The sequence below is a fragment of the Flavobacterium sp. ALJ2 genome (assembly GCF_015594725.1).
GTDB lineage: Bacteria > Bacteroidota > Bacteroidia > Flavobacteriales > Flavobacteriaceae > Flavobacterium.
The window spans coordinates 100989-119764 of the sequence record NZ_JADNRC010000008.1 but is presented as its reverse complement, the minus strand read 5'-3'; the positions used below and the strand labels follow the sequence as shown (position 1 = coordinate 119764).

At 32.0% G+C, this 18776-nt stretch carries 13 protein-coding genes; 11 read left to right on the top strand and 2 right to left on the bottom strand.

Going from position 1 to position 18776, the window contains the following annotated elements:
• Positions 1-69: 69 nt before the first annotated feature.
• From IUY40_RS11095 to IUY40_RS11075, 5 genes are all read left to right on the top strand, one after another.
• The gene (locus IUY40_RS11095; RefSeq protein ID WP_195736936.1) at positions 70-2562 is read left to right on the top strand and encodes a TonB-dependent receptor; all 2493 of its coding nucleotides are present in this window, start codon (positions 70-72) and stop codon (positions 2560-2562) included.
• A gap of 61 nt (positions 2563-2623) precedes the next feature.
• Positions 2624-2956 carry a hypothetical protein gene (locus IUY40_RS11090; protein ID WP_195736935.1) on the top strand — a complete coding sequence of 111 codons (333 nt, stop codon included), beginning with the start codon at positions 2624-2626 and terminating at the stop codon, positions 2954-2956.
• A gap of 28 nt (positions 2957-2984) precedes the next feature.
• Complete coding sequence (locus tag IUY40_RS11085; RefSeq protein ID WP_195736934.1) at positions 2985-3287, top strand: hypothetical protein; 303 nt, start codon at positions 2985-2987, stop codon at positions 3285-3287.
• 3 nt (positions 3288-3290) lie between these two features.
• Entirely contained in the window at positions 3291-4835 is a 1545-nt protein-coding gene (locus IUY40_RS11080; RefSeq protein ID WP_195736933.1) for a PepSY-associated TM helix domain-containing protein, read from the top strand.
• A 125-nt stretch (positions 4836-4960) separates the two neighbouring features.
• Positions 4961-6079, top strand: a complete 1119-nt coding sequence (locus IUY40_RS11075; protein ID WP_195736932.1) for a PepSY-associated TM helix domain-containing protein — start codon at positions 4961-4963, stop codon at positions 6077-6079.
• Positions 6080-6126: 47 nt separating this feature from the next.
• Here IUY40_RS11075 and IUY40_RS11070 read toward each other — a convergent pair whose 3' ends face one another.
• Both IUY40_RS11070 and IUY40_RS11065 read right to left on the bottom strand, forming a co-directional pair.
• Complete coding sequence (locus IUY40_RS11070; protein ID WP_195736931.1) at positions 6127-6474, bottom strand: membrane-binding protein; 348 nt, start codon at positions 6472-6474, stop codon at positions 6127-6129.
• 176 nt (positions 6475-6650) lie between these two features.
• Complete coding sequence (locus tag IUY40_RS11065) at positions 6651-7643, bottom strand: TlpA disulfide reductase family protein (protein WP_195736930.1); 993 nt, start codon at positions 7641-7643, stop codon at positions 6651-6653.
• A gap of 674 nt (positions 7644-8317) precedes the next feature.
• Here IUY40_RS11065 and IUY40_RS11060 point away from each other — a divergent pair.
• The 6 genes from IUY40_RS11060 (at position 8318) to aspS (ending at position 18775) form a co-directional block, all read left to right on the top strand.
• On the top strand, positions 8318-12613 hold the full coding sequence (locus IUY40_RS11060; protein WP_195736929.1) for a PAAR-like protein: 4296 nt from the start codon (positions 8318-8320) through the stop codon (positions 12611-12613).
• Between the two features lie 20 nt (positions 12614-12633).
• The gene (locus tag IUY40_RS11055; protein ID WP_195736928.1) at positions 12634-13857 is read left to right on the top strand and encodes a hypothetical protein; all 1224 of its coding nucleotides are present in this window, start codon (positions 12634-12636) and stop codon (positions 13855-13857) included.
• 101 nt (positions 13858-13958) lie between these two features.
• Entirely contained in the window at positions 13959-15209 is a 1251-nt protein-coding gene (locus IUY40_RS11050) for a TIGR02594 family protein (protein ID WP_195736927.1), read from the top strand.
• Between the two features lie 7 nt (positions 15210-15216).
• Complete coding sequence (locus IUY40_RS11045; protein ID WP_195736926.1) at positions 15217-16371, top strand: hypothetical protein; 1155 nt, start codon at positions 15217-15219, stop codon at positions 16369-16371.
• Between the two features lie 95 nt (positions 16372-16466).
• Complete coding sequence (locus tag IUY40_RS11040; protein WP_195736925.1) at positions 16467-16895, top strand: hypothetical protein; 429 nt, start codon at positions 16467-16469, stop codon at positions 16893-16895.
• A 122-nt stretch (positions 16896-17017) separates the two neighbouring features.
• Positions 17018-18775, top strand: a complete 1758-nt coding sequence (aspS, locus tag IUY40_RS11035; RefSeq protein ID WP_195736924.1) for an aspartate--tRNA ligase — start codon at positions 17018-17020, stop codon at positions 18773-18775.
• The last annotated feature ends 1 nt before the right edge of the window (position 18776 follow it).

Genomic DNA, 18776 nt, shown 5'->3' with positions numbered 1-18776 from the left:
ATAAAAATAATTTGGTTGGTTTTTATCCAATAACTAAATTTGCACTATTAAAATCAATTCTAAATAATTATGAAATCCAAACTTACAATATCTTTTTTGAGTTTCTGTTTTGTTTTGCTACTAAGTACCACGACTTGGGCACAGCAAAAAGCAACTATTAAAGGACAAGTTATTTTAACAGATAACAGTAGTGCCGACAATGTTTCGGTAGTTCTAAAAGGAACCAGAGTAGGAACTGTAACAGATGCTGAAGGGAAATACATCCTGAAGAACATTAAACCTGGAACCTATATTATAAAAGTATCAGTAATAGGACAAACTACTAAAGAAAAGAAAATAACGGTTAACAGTGGTGATGAATTAATGGAGAACTTCACTATTAGTTCAAGTTCTGAACAATTAAGCGAAGTAGTTATCAATAGTGGTAAAAAAAATCATTACGCTCGTAAAGAAAACCAACAAGTATCAAGATTAGCACTTAAAAATCTTGAAAACCCGCAAGTATATACAACTATTACTGGAGAAGTTCTAAAAGAACAAGTTGTAACTACTTTTGATGACGCCCTGAAAAATGCTTCTGGAATCACACAATTGTGGGCTTCAACAGGTCGTGCTGGAGACGGAGCTGGTTATTATTCTTTGAGAGGATTTGCAGTTCAACCAACAATGGTTAACGGATTACCTGGTTTAACAAACGGAAGTTTAGAACCTGCTAATATCGATAGAATCGAAATAATTAAAGGGCCTTCAGGAACATTATTCGGAAGCAGTTTAATTTCATACGGTGGACTAATCAACACAACTACCAAGAAACCTTATAGCGTTTTTGGTGGCGAAGTAAATTATACTGTTGGAAGTTATGGTCTAAATCGTACTACAGTAGATCTTAACACGCCATTAAATGATAAAAAGACACTAAACTTTAGAATCAATTCGGCTTATAACAAACAAAATAGTTTTCAAGATGCTGGATTTAGAGAATCTTTTTTTATTGCACCTTCCCTATCATATCAGGTAAATGATAGATTATCGTTTTTAGTAAACACGGAGTTTATGACTAGCGAAAGTACTAATCCGACTATGTTATTTTTAGATAGAACGAGTCCATTAAGAGTTCACAATATTGCTGAATTAAAATATGATAACAAACGTTCTTATACAAGTAATGAACTTACAATGAAAACACCTTCGTATAACTTACAAGGTCAAATGAATTATAAGCTTTCTAATCAATGGACATCACAAACTATCTTCTCGACAAGTTCAGCAAAATCAATAGGGAACTATACCTATTTGTATGAATCAACAAGTAGAACCGAATTTGAATCAATCAAAGAAGGAATAGTTCTTGGCAGATCTTTTACTGATCAAGATGCCAGAGATGTCTCTACTGATATTCAACAGAACTTTATTGGTGACTTTAAAATTGGAAAATTAAGAAACAGACTTGTAGTAGGTTTTGATTATTTCAACAGAACCGCAACAGATCATAACTCGGGTTGGTTCAACAATGGTTTAGTATATATTGGAGAGGACTTACAATCATTCAATAACGTTATTGGCCACCCTACAAATGGAGATACTGGTGACTTAACAAAAGCTGGATCTGATGCAATTATAGCAAATACTCCAAGAAATAATAACAAAACAAGACAAGAAGTTTACAGTGCTTATTTCTCTGATGTAATTAACTTCACACCTGCTCTATCAGCAATGGTAAGTTTACGAGCTGACCGTTTTATAAATGGTGGTGATGTTACTACTAAAGATGACAACTACAATCAAACTTCATTTTCACCTAAATTAGGTATCGTTTACCAACCCATAATAGACAAAGTTTCTGTTTTTGCTAATTATATGGATGGATTTTCTAATGTAGCGCCAGGTCAAAATCGTAATGCGGGTATTGTTACTCCTTTAACATTTAATCCAGAACATGCTAATCAATTTGAGGTAGGAACTAAATTAAATCTTTTTAGAGATAAACTATACGCTACTTTTAGCTACTATGACATAAAAGTTACAGACAAAGTGTATGTAATAGAAACTCCATATGTTGACCCTACTGACCCAACAGCTGCACTACCTAATAATCAAGTTTCGCATCAAGACGGAGGGCAACGTAATAAAGGTTTTGAAGCAGAACTTATTGCTAACCCAGTTAGAGGCTTAAACATTCTTTTAGGTTATAGCTACAATGATGCTGTTTTAACCGCTGGTGATCCTGATTTCGTAGGATTTAGACCAGAGAGCGCAGGGCCACAGAACTTAGCAAACCTTTGGGCTACTTATAAATTCTCTCAAGGATTCATAAGAGGACTCGGAATAGGTTTTGGAGGGAATTATGTTGGAGATAACAAAATTATGAATAGAGCTATAGCTGGAGCATTTACAATTCCGGAGTACACAGTAATCAACTCCTCTATATTTTATACTGCTGAGAAGTTTACTGTAACGCTAAAATTAAATAATATTACGAACGAAGAAATTTACGATGGTTGGTCAACAATTCATCCAAAAGACCCTAGGACTTTTGCAGCAAGTTTCTCCTACAGATTCTAATAAAAAAACAAGGCGTCTTTCTAATATAACATTAGAAAGATGCTTTTTTAATTATACAATCATGATAACCATAGCCAGCCTTTTTGTTTTTATTTCTTTTTACACATTATACTACACATCTAAAAGAGCAATACTATCTTATGATTTTAGTTTTGAAAAATGGATACAAAGAAATCCAAAACAAACAAAAATTACAGGTTCGTGTATGCTTCTTTTAGCCTATTTATTATGGTTGCTTAGTGCCTCTTTAGGCTCAGCAACTTTATTTTTTTTTATTCAGTTAATGACAATTAGTAGTTTGGTTATAATAGTAACCCCTTTAAAAGTTATTAATTTCAAAGGTGTAATTATTCTATTTGCACTATCTGGACTATTAGAATTTTACTATTACTAAACCAACTTTTTGTTAATCAAAAAAAAACATGCCTGCAAACCCAAAATATTTAACCCAATCCATATGGCAGCGTATTGCCAAAATAACAGCTGCAATACTAGGCGGTTATTTTGTATCGGTAAGTTTTCATCTCGCATTAGCTTCATGGATTAGTCATGTCAACGTTATCATAACAATGGCTTTTACTGGGTTTATTCTTTGGGTTGTTTTAATGATTGTAGCTTTCTTGGCAAAAAATGGGTGGAAAATCTGGGGAATTTATTTATTACTAACCTTACTATTTTGTGGTATTATATATCTTGGGCAAACCTATAACCCTATTACTCGATAATTTATGAATAACAGGAACTATAATATCTATTTTCATACACATACAGTAAGTGGCATTGTAATAAGTGTTGTATTATTTATCATTTTCTTTGCTGGATCTTTTTCGTTTTTTAGAGATGAAATCATCAATTGGGAACGAAGTGAATCTGTAGCAATAACAAAGAATATTCAACTAGATTACGATAAAGCATTAAGCAATCTAGATAAGGAATACACTTTACATGGTAGAAATATTTCCATATCAAAAACCAGTGCAGAAAGAAGGGTAAATATTTATCTTGAGGCTACCAAAGATTCTTTGGCTCCAGCCAAATTAAAAGAAAGATCTTTTTTTTATTTAGACACTAAAAACTTCAAAACCCATACCTATGAAAACTCGTATTCATTAGGTGAGTTTTTATATCGACTTCATTTCCTAGCCCAGGTACGCTACCCTATTGGATATTATCTATCCGGATTTGTAGCATTGTTTTTTCTATTTGCAATTATAACAGGAGTTTTATTGCATTGGAATAAAATCGTTTCTAACTTTTATATTTTTAGACCAAAAGAAAAACTAAAAACATTGTGGACAGATGCGCATACCTCATTAGGAATGATTGGCTTGCCTTTTCAGTTTGTATATGCTGTTACGGGAGCCTTTTTCATGATTAAACTATTAATAATCGCTCCAAGTGTAATGGCACTTTATAAAGGCGATCAGGATAAATTATATAAAGATTTAGAATACACTGATCCCGAATATAAGTTTGATAATAAAAAATTGGCAACTCCATTTAGCATTGATGAATTGGTTGCTAAAACTAAAAGTAACTGGAATGATTTTGAGATTACTCGCGTATATATTCAAAATTACGGCGATACCAATATGCATGTTTTGGTAGAAGGCGAAATAAAGTATGACAAAAAATTCACCGGAATTGGTAAAGTAATTTATAAAGTAGCCGATAGTAGTATCGTTGCAAAAAAAGACCCAGTTACAGAAACTACTTATCTCGATGGAGTAAAAAATGTTTTGTACCGAATACATTTTGGAGATTATGGAGGATATGCTCTCAAAATAATAAGTTTTGTACTTGGTATAATTACATGTTTTGTAATAATATCAGGAGTTATGATTTGGCTGGTAGCCAGAGACAAGAAAAATATGCCCGAAAAGAAGCGTCGTTTTAACGAAACTGTTGTACGCATCTACTTGGCAATTTGCTTAAGTATGTATCCTATAACCGCGTTGGCATTTATAGCCACCAAGGTATTTCATCCGTTAGGACGATCAAATATTTATAGCGTCTATTTTATAGGGTGGCTAGTATTGACAGTGTTTTTTATTCTAAAAAAGAACAATGCTTTCACAAATAAGTTCTCATTATTATCTGGAAGTATTTTAGGATTCTTTATTCCTGTTGCTAACGGAATCTGTACAGGTAATTGGTTCTGGAAAACATTTGCTCAAAATCAAATTCAGATATTCTTTGTTGATGTATTTTGGATTGTTCTTGCATCAATAACACTTTACATATCATTCCGTTTAAATAAAAAAGATACATAAGCAATATCATAAATCCATCTAAAAATAAACCGACATAATTTGTGGGTTATACATTTAGAATTTACTTTTGCCCCTTGCAACAATTCTAAATAAAGATAGATTATTCTCTTACTGCAAATTAAAACATGAGTTTAAAAAAACAAATACGCTTTATTCACAAATGGCTCGGATTAACTTCTGGGCTTATTGTATTTATTATCAGCATTACAGGTTGTATATTTTGCTTTCACGATGAGATAAAAGATATCACCCGCAAAGAATGGCGATTAGTCGAACCTCAAAACAAACCATTCGTACTACCCTCAGTTTTGCAACAAAAGGCTAAAGAAATCCTTCCTAACAATAAATCGAGTATGATTTCCTTTTACGGAAAAAACCGCTCTGCCATTGTTTATACCTATTCAGATACAGAAAACTTATATCTTTATTTCAACCCCTATACTGGAGAGTATCTAAAAACAGAAAATCCAGAAACTGACTTTTTCCTCATTGTCGAACACATCCATTTGTATTTGCTCCTACCTGACTATATTGGCAAACATATTATTGGTGGGGCAACAATTATCTTTATACTGCTTTTAATCACAGGAATCATTCAATGGTGGCCTAAACGCAAAAGCGACATCAAACGCAGCTTCAGTGTAAAATGGTCGGCCAAATGGCGTCGCGTAAATTATGACTGGCATAAAACTTCTGGATTATATATCTCGATAATTACTATAATAATAGCTACAACTGGTTTAACCTTTACTTACGAATGGGTTGGCGATGGTATTTACAAAGCTTTCAACTTTGGTGGTGATAAAGCATTAGAAACTAAAGCTCCAATAGTAGACACCACAAAATTTGATTATAATACTTTTGCTGCCATAGATCGTGCTTTGGTACAGACTAGGATAAAAAACCCAGAATCCGAAATGTTTTATGTAACAACTCCACAACAAAAAGGCGATGTTATAAATACTGGTGCCTATCCTCATTCGTTACGATACGACCAACAAAGTAATTATTATTTTCATCCTTATGATGGCGAATTAATTCAGAGCGATCCTTTTGAAAAAAAGAGTTTAGGTTTACAAGTTGTCGAAATGAATTATGGTATTCATACAGGGCAAATTCTAGATTTGCCAGGAAAAATAATCGCTTTTATAGCTAGTTTAATAGCAGCGTCATTGCCTGTAACAGGATTTATCATTTGGTACGGAAGGAATAAGAAAAGTAAATCATCAAAAAAGCAGACATAAAAAAAGGTTGTTCAGTCGAACAACCTTTTTTGGTCTTATAATTAGTCTTAGTTTCTGTTTGCAAGCGCGTCTTGTTTCCAGTTTTTAACAGAAGCCACACGACTGTCAGAATAATCTACCTCACTAAGATTCGATCCATTCCAGAAAAACCATTTACCTGTTTTTTCACCGTTCGCATATAATCCTGTTGATTTTTTATTTCCATTTTCATCAAATGCAACCCAGACACCGTCTAATTTACCGTCTTTAAAAAAACCTTCTTGTTGAACTTTACCATTATCATAGTAATAAGTAGCTTTTACTTTTTGTCCAACAGCTTCTAAAACTGGTTTAGTTTCTTGTGCAACTAAAATTCCAGAGAACAATATTGCAACTAAAATCACACACTTTTTCATATCTTTAGTTATTAATGTTTTAAAATCTATAAACAAATATAACTAATACTTTACATTAAAAAAACTTTTACTTAACAATTTGGTAACATTGAGTAAGAACTTAACATTGGAAATTAAAAGTGTGTTTAAAATCAATACTAATCAAGTTATCAATACATTACGAATTAATACGATTTTTAATTCAAAAATTTATCTAGCGTAACATGAAGATCAGGTGACGAAGGTCTTGGAGCATCCGCATTAATAATATTTCCTGCTGGGTCAATCAATATAAATCTAGGAATACCAGTTACACCATAACTTACCACAAAATCAGATTCCCAATCTTTATCTGCAAATAATTGTGTTCCTCCTAATTTTTTATCAACTACAAACTTTTTCCATTTTTCGTGATCTTTAACCTTATCTACAGAAATACTAACAAATTCAATATTCTTACCATGATACTTTTCTTCAGCTTTTTGCAAGAAAGGAATTTCGGCTCTACAAGGAGCACACCAAGTTGCCCAAAGATCAATATAAACATATTTCCCTTTTAAATCCGAAAGTTTCGTTTTACCACCTTTATAATTTTCGAAGTCAAAAGCAGGAGATGCTTTACCATTCAATTTTTTCATTTTAGCAGTACTTTCATATCTTCTTACAATATAAGCTTTAGACTTTTCTAATGACATTTTTACTGCTTCTTTAAATTCAGGATCAAAATCTCCCTTTTCGATATTTGCTACATCCGTTTTTACTTTTGTTTCTAAAAGAGTTGCAAACTCAACTGCTTCTTTAGAAAAAGCTTCTTCTTGAAATTTTTCATCTCTCAAAGCTGCTTGAGCCAAATAATTACTTTCATTAATCCCCTTACCTTTATAAACAATTGTCTCATCAAATTGTTTCGCATCCATTGTTAAATTAATCTCCGAACCAGGTTTAAGATAAAGGCTCGAAGCCTCAGTTCCATCAGTAAATTGATAAAACCCTTTAGGAGCATCAAATGTTGCCACAAAAGTTTCTTTTTTATCAATTGGTATCACTTGCTTAAAATTATCCGCTCCCCTAATAACAAGAGTATCGCTATTTCTATTATTAATTTTAGCAGTAAATTTAATTTTGCTTGCATTGCCCTGCGCAAAAGTTACTCCGACAGAAAACAACAGTAAAAAGGTTATTTTTTTCATATATATAATTTGTTAGTTGAAGTAAAAATAAACATTTAAGTAATTCAAATAGTTAGATTCTAAACGTTTATACACAAAAATAATTTCATTAATACAAATACAACCTCTTTACTATAATAATATCTTTTTGCAATAGCAGAATCACCCTCCCTTTAATAGAATGATTTTAAAACACTAGGTATTCCGTGTTTATCAACAAAATAAACTGACAACACACTCCAAATATTCAAATATTGTAAGTTATTAATTATAATTAAAAAGTAAAAACATAAGAAAAAACATTATTTTTGTTAAATTATTAATTTGAATTCTGTATATTAGTATTTGTAAATACAGTACTTATAAAAGAATTTAAAGTCCCAAATATTTACAGACAAAAGTAAAATGTGTTAGAAACACAAAACTTGTTATATCAGACGCAGGTAATTTTTTACTGTGTTTAGAATCTCAAGATGTAGTAAATGAAGGATATACCGAAATAATAAATTGTATAACAAGTAATAAAGCCAATCAAAATCAGTAAGTGATAAACCTAAAAATAATTACAACTTTAAACACTTCCCATAGAAAGACACAACACAAAAGTGCCGTTTTTGAAATTCAGACAGGCACTTCATTTCATTATAAGGAAGAAATATTTTTAAATATTAAAAGAGAAATCAATTCTAAATAATATGGCAAAAGGAGAAATAATAGTAGAAGGAGCTAAATGCTTTTGTTCTAATTCTGCTGATAATAATAGTAAGGCAAAAGCGGTGCCTTTAATGGTAAAAAGCCAGACTAAGAAGTTAGGAAAAAACAAATACTTTGCTCAGGAAAAACCTATTGCGACGAATCTTGATGATACATCCGAAAGTTTTGGTGGCGGAAACGGCTTTGGAATGTGCAATACGCCAGACAATAAAAAACTTCCCTGCAAAGCAAAATGTAACATCAAATACAGTGACTACTATAAAAATGTAGATTTTCATAAAAGCATGAAAGTACTTCTCGATATATCCACGGGCGTCTGTGAAGGTTATGGCCAGAAAGGCACGATTGAATTTGCAACCACCGGGCAAAAAAAAGCAGTAAATACAATTGATGTAAAAGAAGCAGATGCCTTTACTGTTGAAAATACCTCTGCTCAGTGGGAAACCTCAGATCCTACCAAAGAAGATTCGGTTTCTGAAATCACCATCGTTGCTCCATTTGCAGAAAAACCTACAGGAAAATATTATTTTATTGAAAGAGTACTAAACATTTTTAATTTCGCTATTTCAATACCAATAGTAGAAAAAAAACTTCAATTAAAAGCAATATATAAAGGAGATCCCACAAAAATAACTTGGGCTTTGTATAAAGGGGATGGAGTTAATGACAAAGTAAAAACTTTTGTAGGCATAGGAGCCAACATTGTATTTACATTAAGTAAACTTTTTAAAGATCAAGAAGAAGGTTTATATAGAATTGAGGCCTATCCAAACAAAGCTGGATCTGACAAATGCTTTATACTTATTGAATATATAAAAGACCATGTAGAAGGGATTTCTGCCCCAGGCAAAAGGCTAATAAAAAACACACCAATTCCTTTAACATTAAAATTCAAAGCAAGTTCCCTGGTAGAAAAACAAAAAATCCTTAATCCATCCTCTTTAGATCCTGTATACGAAACGTCACCAATAGCCAGTTGGAGAGTAACTTGTAAGGATACTGTAATTTTTAATAGCCAGATTAGTAGTCAATCTAATCTGCTTAAAGTCGAGGTAAAAACTGGTACCCTTGGTGTTTTTACCTTCAGAAACCCTGAAGTATATCAAATAGAGGCCTATACATCGGCTAATGATTCAAACCCAATAAAAACAACCTTAACTGTTTTAGAGTCTTTAGGTATCAATACCGTAAAAGGAACCTGCAAGCAACTGTTGCGCTATAATGAGAGCCTAAAAGTAGAAGTAAGTAAGTATAATGTTGATTTTTTGCCCACAAACACCGACAAAATGCAATGGCATTTGCAAAAAGATGGTGTACGATTAATTGCTTTTGAAAATGCTCCCATTTCAAAAGAAAAAAGCATCAACAAACCCATCAACCAAATACTCTATTATGATGCCAAAGGAGGCAACAACTACTTTGGTAAATATGTCATAGAAGGATATGCAAAGCCAGGCAACAACCCTCTATTTAATGGAGCAGACACTTTTTCCTTTGAGGTGATAAGAAATACCATAGACAAAGTAATCCTGCCAAAATCGATACCTAGTGGCGCTAAAGTAAAACTTGAAACGACAACCCGCATCATGCCCTTGGTAGGCGATGAAAAAATAATTTTAGAACTACCAAATAATGTGGTAGACAATAATGACGGAACACTTACTTTTAACAGCGAGGGAGAGTTTGAAATAGCAACCTATCTAACAGGTGACCAAACCCTTAATACCAAAGTAAAAACAAAAATAAAAGTAGCCAACCCAGAGCTAAAACGAGCCTTTTGGGCTTATGGAACAGGCTACAAACGTACCGAAACAGGCTATAAAGAAGAAACCCATGCATTTGTAGAAATTACGGGATTAGAAAACCAAACCATCACTATAAAAGTTTGGGTAAGAGGAGCAAGTGAATCTTTTTACTTAGAACCGGCAACATACATGCTCGAAGAAAAAAAGATAACCCTGAACGACAAAGGCAAAGGCTCTTTTAAAATCATTACTGATGACAAGTACAAAGACAAAATAAAAAAAGCGCTACCCGGAACAAGGGAAATACCAAGCCCAAATAAAAGTTTGACTTTTACCGTAGAAATGCCAACAGGAAGCCACGGAGCAGTAACCTTGCCCAACGATATGGCTATAAAAAACGGCAAACCAGTAGAGGGAACAAAATTTATAGAAGTGTTAAACAGCAACGAAGAACTTGTAATAACCAATGACAAAAAAACAGGAAGAATATTTTTTTCAACAGAAGATGGTAAAAGAGTTCAGCAAACCCTAACGCATCAAAACAAAACTCACAAAATATGGGTTCATACTGTAAATATGCAAGAAGAAATAGTAAGAGTTGATCTTATGACTTTCGTACATTCTGATTCTATGGAAGAAAAAGAGGGTATTATTACAGCATTGCAAAGCATTCAGGAATATGAAGAAAAAGTGGGCGACGACGGACTTTTAGAACTCAGTTTTACTCCCAAAGAAACACACCTGACTGATGCAGAAGTAAACCCAGTGCGTTTTTGCATACAAGTAAGCCGAAAAATAATAGACCCCAACGATTTTAGGAATAACTATTATGTTTTTGAAGCCGATCAATTGGTTACAATGCCTTATCCAAACGCAAGCTTAGTAAGAAGCCCTGACATGAAAACCATAGGTATAAAAGCTACCAAAGATGATGAAACTCCTTTTACCAAAGAAGAAAAAATAGCCTTGCGAAAAAAACTCATCTGTTTTAACAACACAGCTTTGATTGTAGCAAAAGGCATTTTAACCGAAGAAGCTATCGATAATTGTACTGTTCCTGTAGTGGTGGATTTTGAAATGGCGGAGGTTGAGAAGGAAGAAAAAAATGATTGTCCTAGATGTGGAAGCTTAACTGCAGATGAAATAACAAAAATATTTTCGGGAGCATCAGAAGCAGATAAAGGTACATTACGAAATGCTTTTAATACTGCGAATATAAAATTTGGGCTAGATACTTGTCAACAAAAAGCCCATTTTTTCGCTCAAGTTATGCAAGAAATAGGCTCAAACATTAATGTAAATGATGGGGAAAATTTAAACTATAAAGCAGAGGTTTTACCTACCCATTTTATTAAATTTAGTCAAACAGGTTCTTTAAATGGTCCTCCAAATAATTTAGCATTTAATTATGGAAGAATTGAGAAAATTATAAATGGCAGAAAAAAAATCACTCAAAACGCTGACAAAGAGATGATTGCCAATATTGCTTATGCAAATAGAAATGGAAATGGAAATCTTCAAAGTGGTGATGGATGGAAATATAGAGGAAGGGGTATTATACAAATTACAGGAAAAGATAAATATATAAAAATTAATAGTAGAATTAATTCTGATTATCCTGATTTTACTACGGATATAGATGCAAACAATATTAATAATATTAAAGAAGGGACTGTCGCAAGCATGGCATATTGGAAAGAATATAAATGCCTTGATGTTGCAAATAAAGGATATAAAAGAGAGCAATTAGATAATATTGTAGATATAATAAATAGACATACTCTTACAAGAAATGCAAGATGGGAAAATTTAAAAAAGTGCATTGAGATATTCAAGGTAAAAGAGTGTGAAAAAAATAATTCATCAGAGGCAACAGAAGGTGAATATGAATATTATATATATAAATCGGGTAAAGTTAAATTAAAAAAGGGGACTCAGAAAAAGCATGCGTATTATGTTGAAAAATCTGAGAGCGAATTTAAGTTACTTTATGTTTTAGAAGAAAATGAACATGGTATGGTAAAAATACCAGATTCAGGTAGTGGATTTAATAGATATGGAAGTGTTGATGCTGGAGGAATATCAGGAGGAGAGACTGTTGGACAAGGTGATCATTATTTATTACCAAAAACAGCAGCTCCTTTGTTTGGTATTATTAATGAAATTGATGAGAAGGGATGGGAAATTCATTTAGGCGATATGTCATCAAAAAATGGTAGTGATCCTTGGCAGCCTGGTTCATCTCATCATGCAGGACATGGACACAATGGCACTAGAAAAGGTCTAGATTGCGATTTTAGATATTTGAATACTTTAGGAAAAAGTTATCAAGGCTTAAACACTAGTTTCGTTTTCGATGCAGAGAAGAATACAACTATTTTTACTTTAGCTTATAAATATGGTTTTAGGAAAAATTTTTGTGCAAATCCTATTACTGTACTTGGAAGCACTGTTCTTGGAGTGATACATCAGGTTAATCATGGTGATCATGGTCATATAGGGTTAACAGATTTGGATTTAGAAGAAGTTTAATCACTTAATGTAATAAAAATATGAAACAAATTTTGATACTTATGTTTATTCTATGCTTAGTAGAGTGTAATGGTCAAACAAAAAAAGAAAATTTAAGTAATAAATCTAATGGAATTATTTTAAAATTTAAAAACACTTCTGTTGCTTTCCAAGGAATTACCAGTGTTAATGATATAAATAACATTAAGGATGATTTTATAATTCAAAGTGATGATCTTAAAGTTTTAATAGAACCAGCTTATTTGGAGAGCGATTTATTAGACGGGAAGACATTGATATTTTCAAATGATGCAGTGGAAAAAGTTAAAATTACTTTTAGTTATGATGCTGTTTTTTATGGAGAAGAAAAGAAAAACACAACTCTTGGTTTTACATGTGATACTACAATGATTCTAATAGTTAGTGATAGAAAAGTGAAAGTTCCAAGTTTTATAAATATAAAAAAGGTATTAATGAAAAGAATTGAAAAGAAAGAAGTTTTTGATATTGCTTATTTAGTAAATCAAAATTATTTTAATAAAATTATTAATTATAGAGATAAGGATTCTCCAGATTATAATAGTGCGATGGCTTTTTTTAAAAAAAACAAGAAAGACTTTAAGATGTTGGAGGATTTATTTATAAATGTAGATTATTCTAAATTTAGTATTGAGTTTGTAGATAAAAAGAAAATCAATTCAATAATAACTTTCAACAGAATGTTTGATAAATATAAATTCGTAAAAGTAGAAAAACAAGATATCTCTGTTCCAAAAGGTTTTTATATTCTTGATAGTACTTTGATTAATCTAAATGATGTAAAATATAAAATATTGACATTAGAAAAAAACGAGATTAAGAATAAAGATAATGCTCAACATAATTCTAATCCTATTGTTATTTTAGAAAAAAAAGATAATGGATATTATAAAAAAAATGATAATTATAATTTGGTGTATAAATATGATGATAATTGTCCAGCTGATGGATATGGAGGTATTGTAAGTAAAAAAAATTATTTTACAGTTCAACAAACATTTTGCATGGATTTTATGTTTGTAAATTCATATACCACATTTAAGATAGATGAAAATTCTAACAAGATATATCTTCACAAGTATGGTGAAGAATATTCAGACCGAAGTAATCCTGATAGAAAAAAAACACTAAAAGTATGGTCAATAAAAGATTTTGGAGTAGTTAAATTTGAGAATGTAAATGAAACATTTTTAAATAAGCTTAGAAATGTAAACGTTACAAAGTAGTCATACTTAGGTTGCTAAAATCGTGAAAAAACAAGATTATTGACCGAAGTTACTCTATAGACGATAAAAGTTATGCATCATTAACTTTTCAACTCAATGCTATGTTCCGTAAATATGGCCTCAATGAATGTATTCAAAAAATAGCTTTTTTAGCCATGACAAGCGTTGAAACCGGTTTTTTTCAAACCGCAGGAGAGATTTCCGGTAATACAGCTTCAAGTCAATATTTTTATAAAGGAAGAGGGCTTCTGCAATTGACAGGTAATGGAAACCAACCTGTTATGTATTCTGATTATCAACAAAAAATAGGAACTGCACACGATATTATAGGTAGTCCTGACTTAGTAGCTCAAAAATTATTTTTAGCTGTCGACAGTGGTGGCTGGGTTTGGAATCAAATTAAAGCGCCATCATGGCCTGCAAGAGGCAAAAAAAGTTATGAAACACAAACTGAATTTGAAGCTAAAATGAGAGCTTTTGAGTGGAAAAGAAATAAATTCCCTAAAGGATTATCAAAAAACTTAAACGAAATTGCGCTGTTAATGAAAGAAAATGAAGAAGACTATTTCTTTTTAATCAGCCGCTTATTACAAGGATATCTGCCCACAAGTACGGATGATTATCCTACAACCTTACATTTAGATAGAAGAAAGCAAAATTTACAAAAAATAAAAACTTGGTTTAAGTATGATAAAAATGTTTGTGATAGTGGTGGGATAATTCCTGAATTATCAGGTAGAGCACCGTGGATGGATGTTGCATTAAAATTAGCGAAAGAAATGAAAGGATGTGTTGAATCTAATGAACCAATGTATTCAAAGGCAAAATCATATTTAGTATATTGTAATAATAGTTATGAACCTACAGACGGAATTAATGGCCCTTGGTGTGCTGCATATATGAATTGGTGTATTTCTCAAACTACGAATCCAATCACAAATGTGGCTTATAAACATTCAAATTCAGCATCATCTCAAGCTCCATTAAATAATCCAAAATATAAGAAAATTGATGAACCAATCTATGGATGTATTGTAGTTTACAGAGCGAATAATGGTAAAGGACATACTGGTTTCTTATATGGTAAAACAAAAAAAGGAGGTTATATATTATTAGGAGGAAATCAAGACGACACAATTAAATTTAGTTCTTATGGAGAATATACAAGTAGATCATTAACAAAAAAATTGTATGGCTTCTATGTTCCAGCAGATTATCAAATAACTGAGAAAGATAAACTTTCAGAAAGTGATATTTATGATGATGGAGATAATGACATTTACAATGATGGAGATATTATTAACATATTATATGGTATTAAAGCAGGAAATAATACTGGACAAACTAATTAAAAATACTATGAAAAGGAAAAACATAATAATAAACATGATTTACTTATTAATAATAAGCAGTTGTAACTCACAACAAAAAGAAAATTATTTAAATATAAATTCTAAAAAAGACTCCAGTAATTTGATGATTGGTAAAGATCAATTAAAAAATAATCAAAATAATATGAAATTAAATATTAAAGAAATAAAAGAGTATTTAGATAAGCAAGAACGTATAGAGTCTGACGAAATTGAGTTCCAAAACCCACATATTTTAAGTGATAAAGATTTACAACTAACTTTTCCCATAGTTAAGAAAGCACTATTAAACAATGGGTATCATGATGAATTTTTTTTTGGAAGATTAAATGATATTTTTGAATTAAAAGAGAATAAAAGCATGTACAATTTTGCTAAATATTTTGATGTTTCTTGTCTTAAATGGGATGATAAAGATTTTTTTAATAAATCTTTTTGGATTGATCGTCAACAGTATATAGTGATAAACTTTGAAAATAAAGTTATTACGGATATATTTTCGTTAAAAGAAATACTTGAAGTAAATCATGATTCATTAAAATTAATAGTACCACAGAGAATTATTTCTCGCAACATGTACTTGTTCAATGATAGCCGTGCTCATTTTAAATGGTTACTCTTAAATGACAAAAATTTCATGCAAAGCTTGGTTACTACTTTTGGTTATTATGATGATAAAGAATTGTTGAAATGGGTAGTAGAAAATACAAAATTTGATAGTAATAATCCAAATCAATTAGACAAGATATTTTGGAATAAAAAATGTGATGGAACTGTAAAGCTAAACTTGGAAATTTTTCCTGTTTTAAGAGAAATCATAAAACCAGAAGGAACTAATTATTTTGAAGCTTTAAAAATGTATGTAATGTATTTGCTTGAGGATAAGGATAAAAGAAACGAGCTTTCACTTCAAGACAGAGCAAAATTGCTAGCTCATCTGGTCTATTTTGGGGAGCAATATCGTTATGATGAAAAGTATAAAGATAAAAGTTATTTTATGCAAAGAATTTGGATGCGCGACATTGACGATTCTGTTAAAAAAGAAATAATAAAAAACAATTATTATAATTTACCAAATTATAAAAAGCTTTATGAAAAATCTGAGGAATATCAAAATGCACTTGCTGATGAAAATGGAGGGTAGTAAGAGTTCATTTTTCAACAGAAGATGGTAAAAGAGTTCAGCAAACCCTAACGCATCAAAACAAAACTCACAAAATATGGGTTCATACTGTAAATATGCAAGAAGAAATAGTAAGAGTTGATCTTATGACTTTCGTACATTCTGATTCTATGGAAGAAAAAGAGGGTATTATTACAGCATTGCAAAGCATTCAGGACTATGAAGAAAAAGTGGGCGACGACGGACTTTTAGAACTCAGTTTTACTCCCAAAGAAACACACCTGACTGATGCAGAAGTAAACCCAGTGCGTTTTTGCATACAAGTAAGCCGAAAAATAATAGACCCCAACGATTTTAGGAATAACTATTATGTTTTTGAAGCCGATCAATTGGTTGCAATGTCTTATCCAAACGCGAGCTTAGTAAGAAGCCCTGACATGAAAACCATAGTGACTAGTCCGTTGAAACTAAACAAGGTCTCATATGAAACGGATTCCAAACCTCAAAAGACAACTGGGGATAATTTAACTATTAAAAGCAAATAAGGCTTTTAGCCTTAAAGATAATTAGAGGAAAATAAAAAACAATCAAGAAGAACAGCATTAAACATTAGAAAGCTAGACTTATTTAATTTTTGTGTTTACTTTTGCAATCTAAAATTTGGATCATGTATAGAAGTCATAATTGTGGCGAATTAAACGCCTCACACATTAATACAGAAGTTACACTAGCGGGCTGGGTTCAGAAATCGCGTGATAAGGGATTTATGAATTGGGTCGATTTACGTGACCGTTATGGAATTACACAACTTATTTTCGACGAAAGCCGTACTAATAAAACCGTTTTTGAAGCAGCAAAAACGTTGGGAAGAGAATTTGTAATACAGGTTAAAGGAATTGTTATTGAACGTGAAGACAAGAACAAAAACAAAAACATGATTACTGGTGACATAGAAATTTTAGTTACCGAATTAACTGTTCTTAATGCAGCATTAACACCTCCATTTACAATAGAAGATGAAACTGATGGTGGAGAAGATATCCGAATGAAATATCGTTACCTAGATATTCGTCGTAATCCAGTAAAAAACAGTTTGCTTTTCCGTCATAAAGTGGCAATGGAAGTTCGTAAATATTTATCTGATTTGGATTTCTGCGAAGTTGAGACTCCTTATTTAATAAAATCGACTCCAGAAGGAGCAAGAGATTTCGTTGTACCAAGCCGTATGAACGAAGGACAATTTTATGCTTTACCACAATCACCACAAACTTTCAAGCAATTATTGATGGTTGGTGGAATGGATAAATACTTTCAGATTGTAAAATGTTTCCGTGACGAAGATTTACGTGCAGACCGTCAGCCAGAGTTTACACAAATCGATTGCGAAATGGCATTCGTAGAGCAAGAAGACATTTTAAATGTTTTTGAAGGATTGACAAGACATTTACTAAAAGAAATAAAAGGTGTAGAAGTAGATAAATTCCCAAGAATTACCTACGACTATGCTATGAAAACATACGGAAATGACAAACCGGACATTCGTTTCGGAATGGAATTTGGAGAATTAAACGAATTTGCACAACACAAAGAATTCCCAGTATTTAATGCTGCCGAATTAGTAGTTGGAATTGCAGTACCTGGCGCAGGAAATTATACTCGTAAAGAAATCGACGGATTGATTGACTGGGTTAAACGTCCTCAAGTTGGCGCATCTGGAATGGTATATGCAAAATGCAATGACGATGGAACGTACAAATCATCTGTAGATAAATTTTATGACCAAGACGATTTAAGCAATTGGGCAAAAGTTACAGGAGCAAAACCTGGCGATATGATTTTTGTTCTTTCTGGTCCAGCCAATAAAACACGTGGTCAATTAAGTGCTTTACGTATGGAATTAGCAACTCGTTTAGGTTTACGTAAACCAGAAGAATTTGCTCCATTATGGGTAGTTGATTTTCCGTTATTGGAATTAGACGAAGAAACTGGTCGTTACCATGCAATGCACCACCCATTTACATCTCCTAAACCAGAAGATATGCAATTATTAGAAACAGAACCTGGAAAAGTTCGTGCTAATGCATACGATATGGTGCTAAACGGAAATGAAATTGGAGGAGGTTCTATTCGTATTCATGATAAAGCAACACAGCAGTTAATGTTTAAATATCTTGGATTTACGGAAGAGGAAGCCAAAGCACAATTTGGATTTTTGATGGACGCATTCCAATTTGGAGCTCCACCACACGGAGGATTGGCATTTGGACTAGACAGATTAGTTGCTATATTAGGTGGACAAGAGACAATTAGAGACTTTATTGCATTCCCGAAAAATAATTCGGGTCGTGATGTTATGATTGACGCTCCTGCCGCAATAGATGCTTTACAATTAAAGGAATTACATATCAAAATTGACACGATATAAC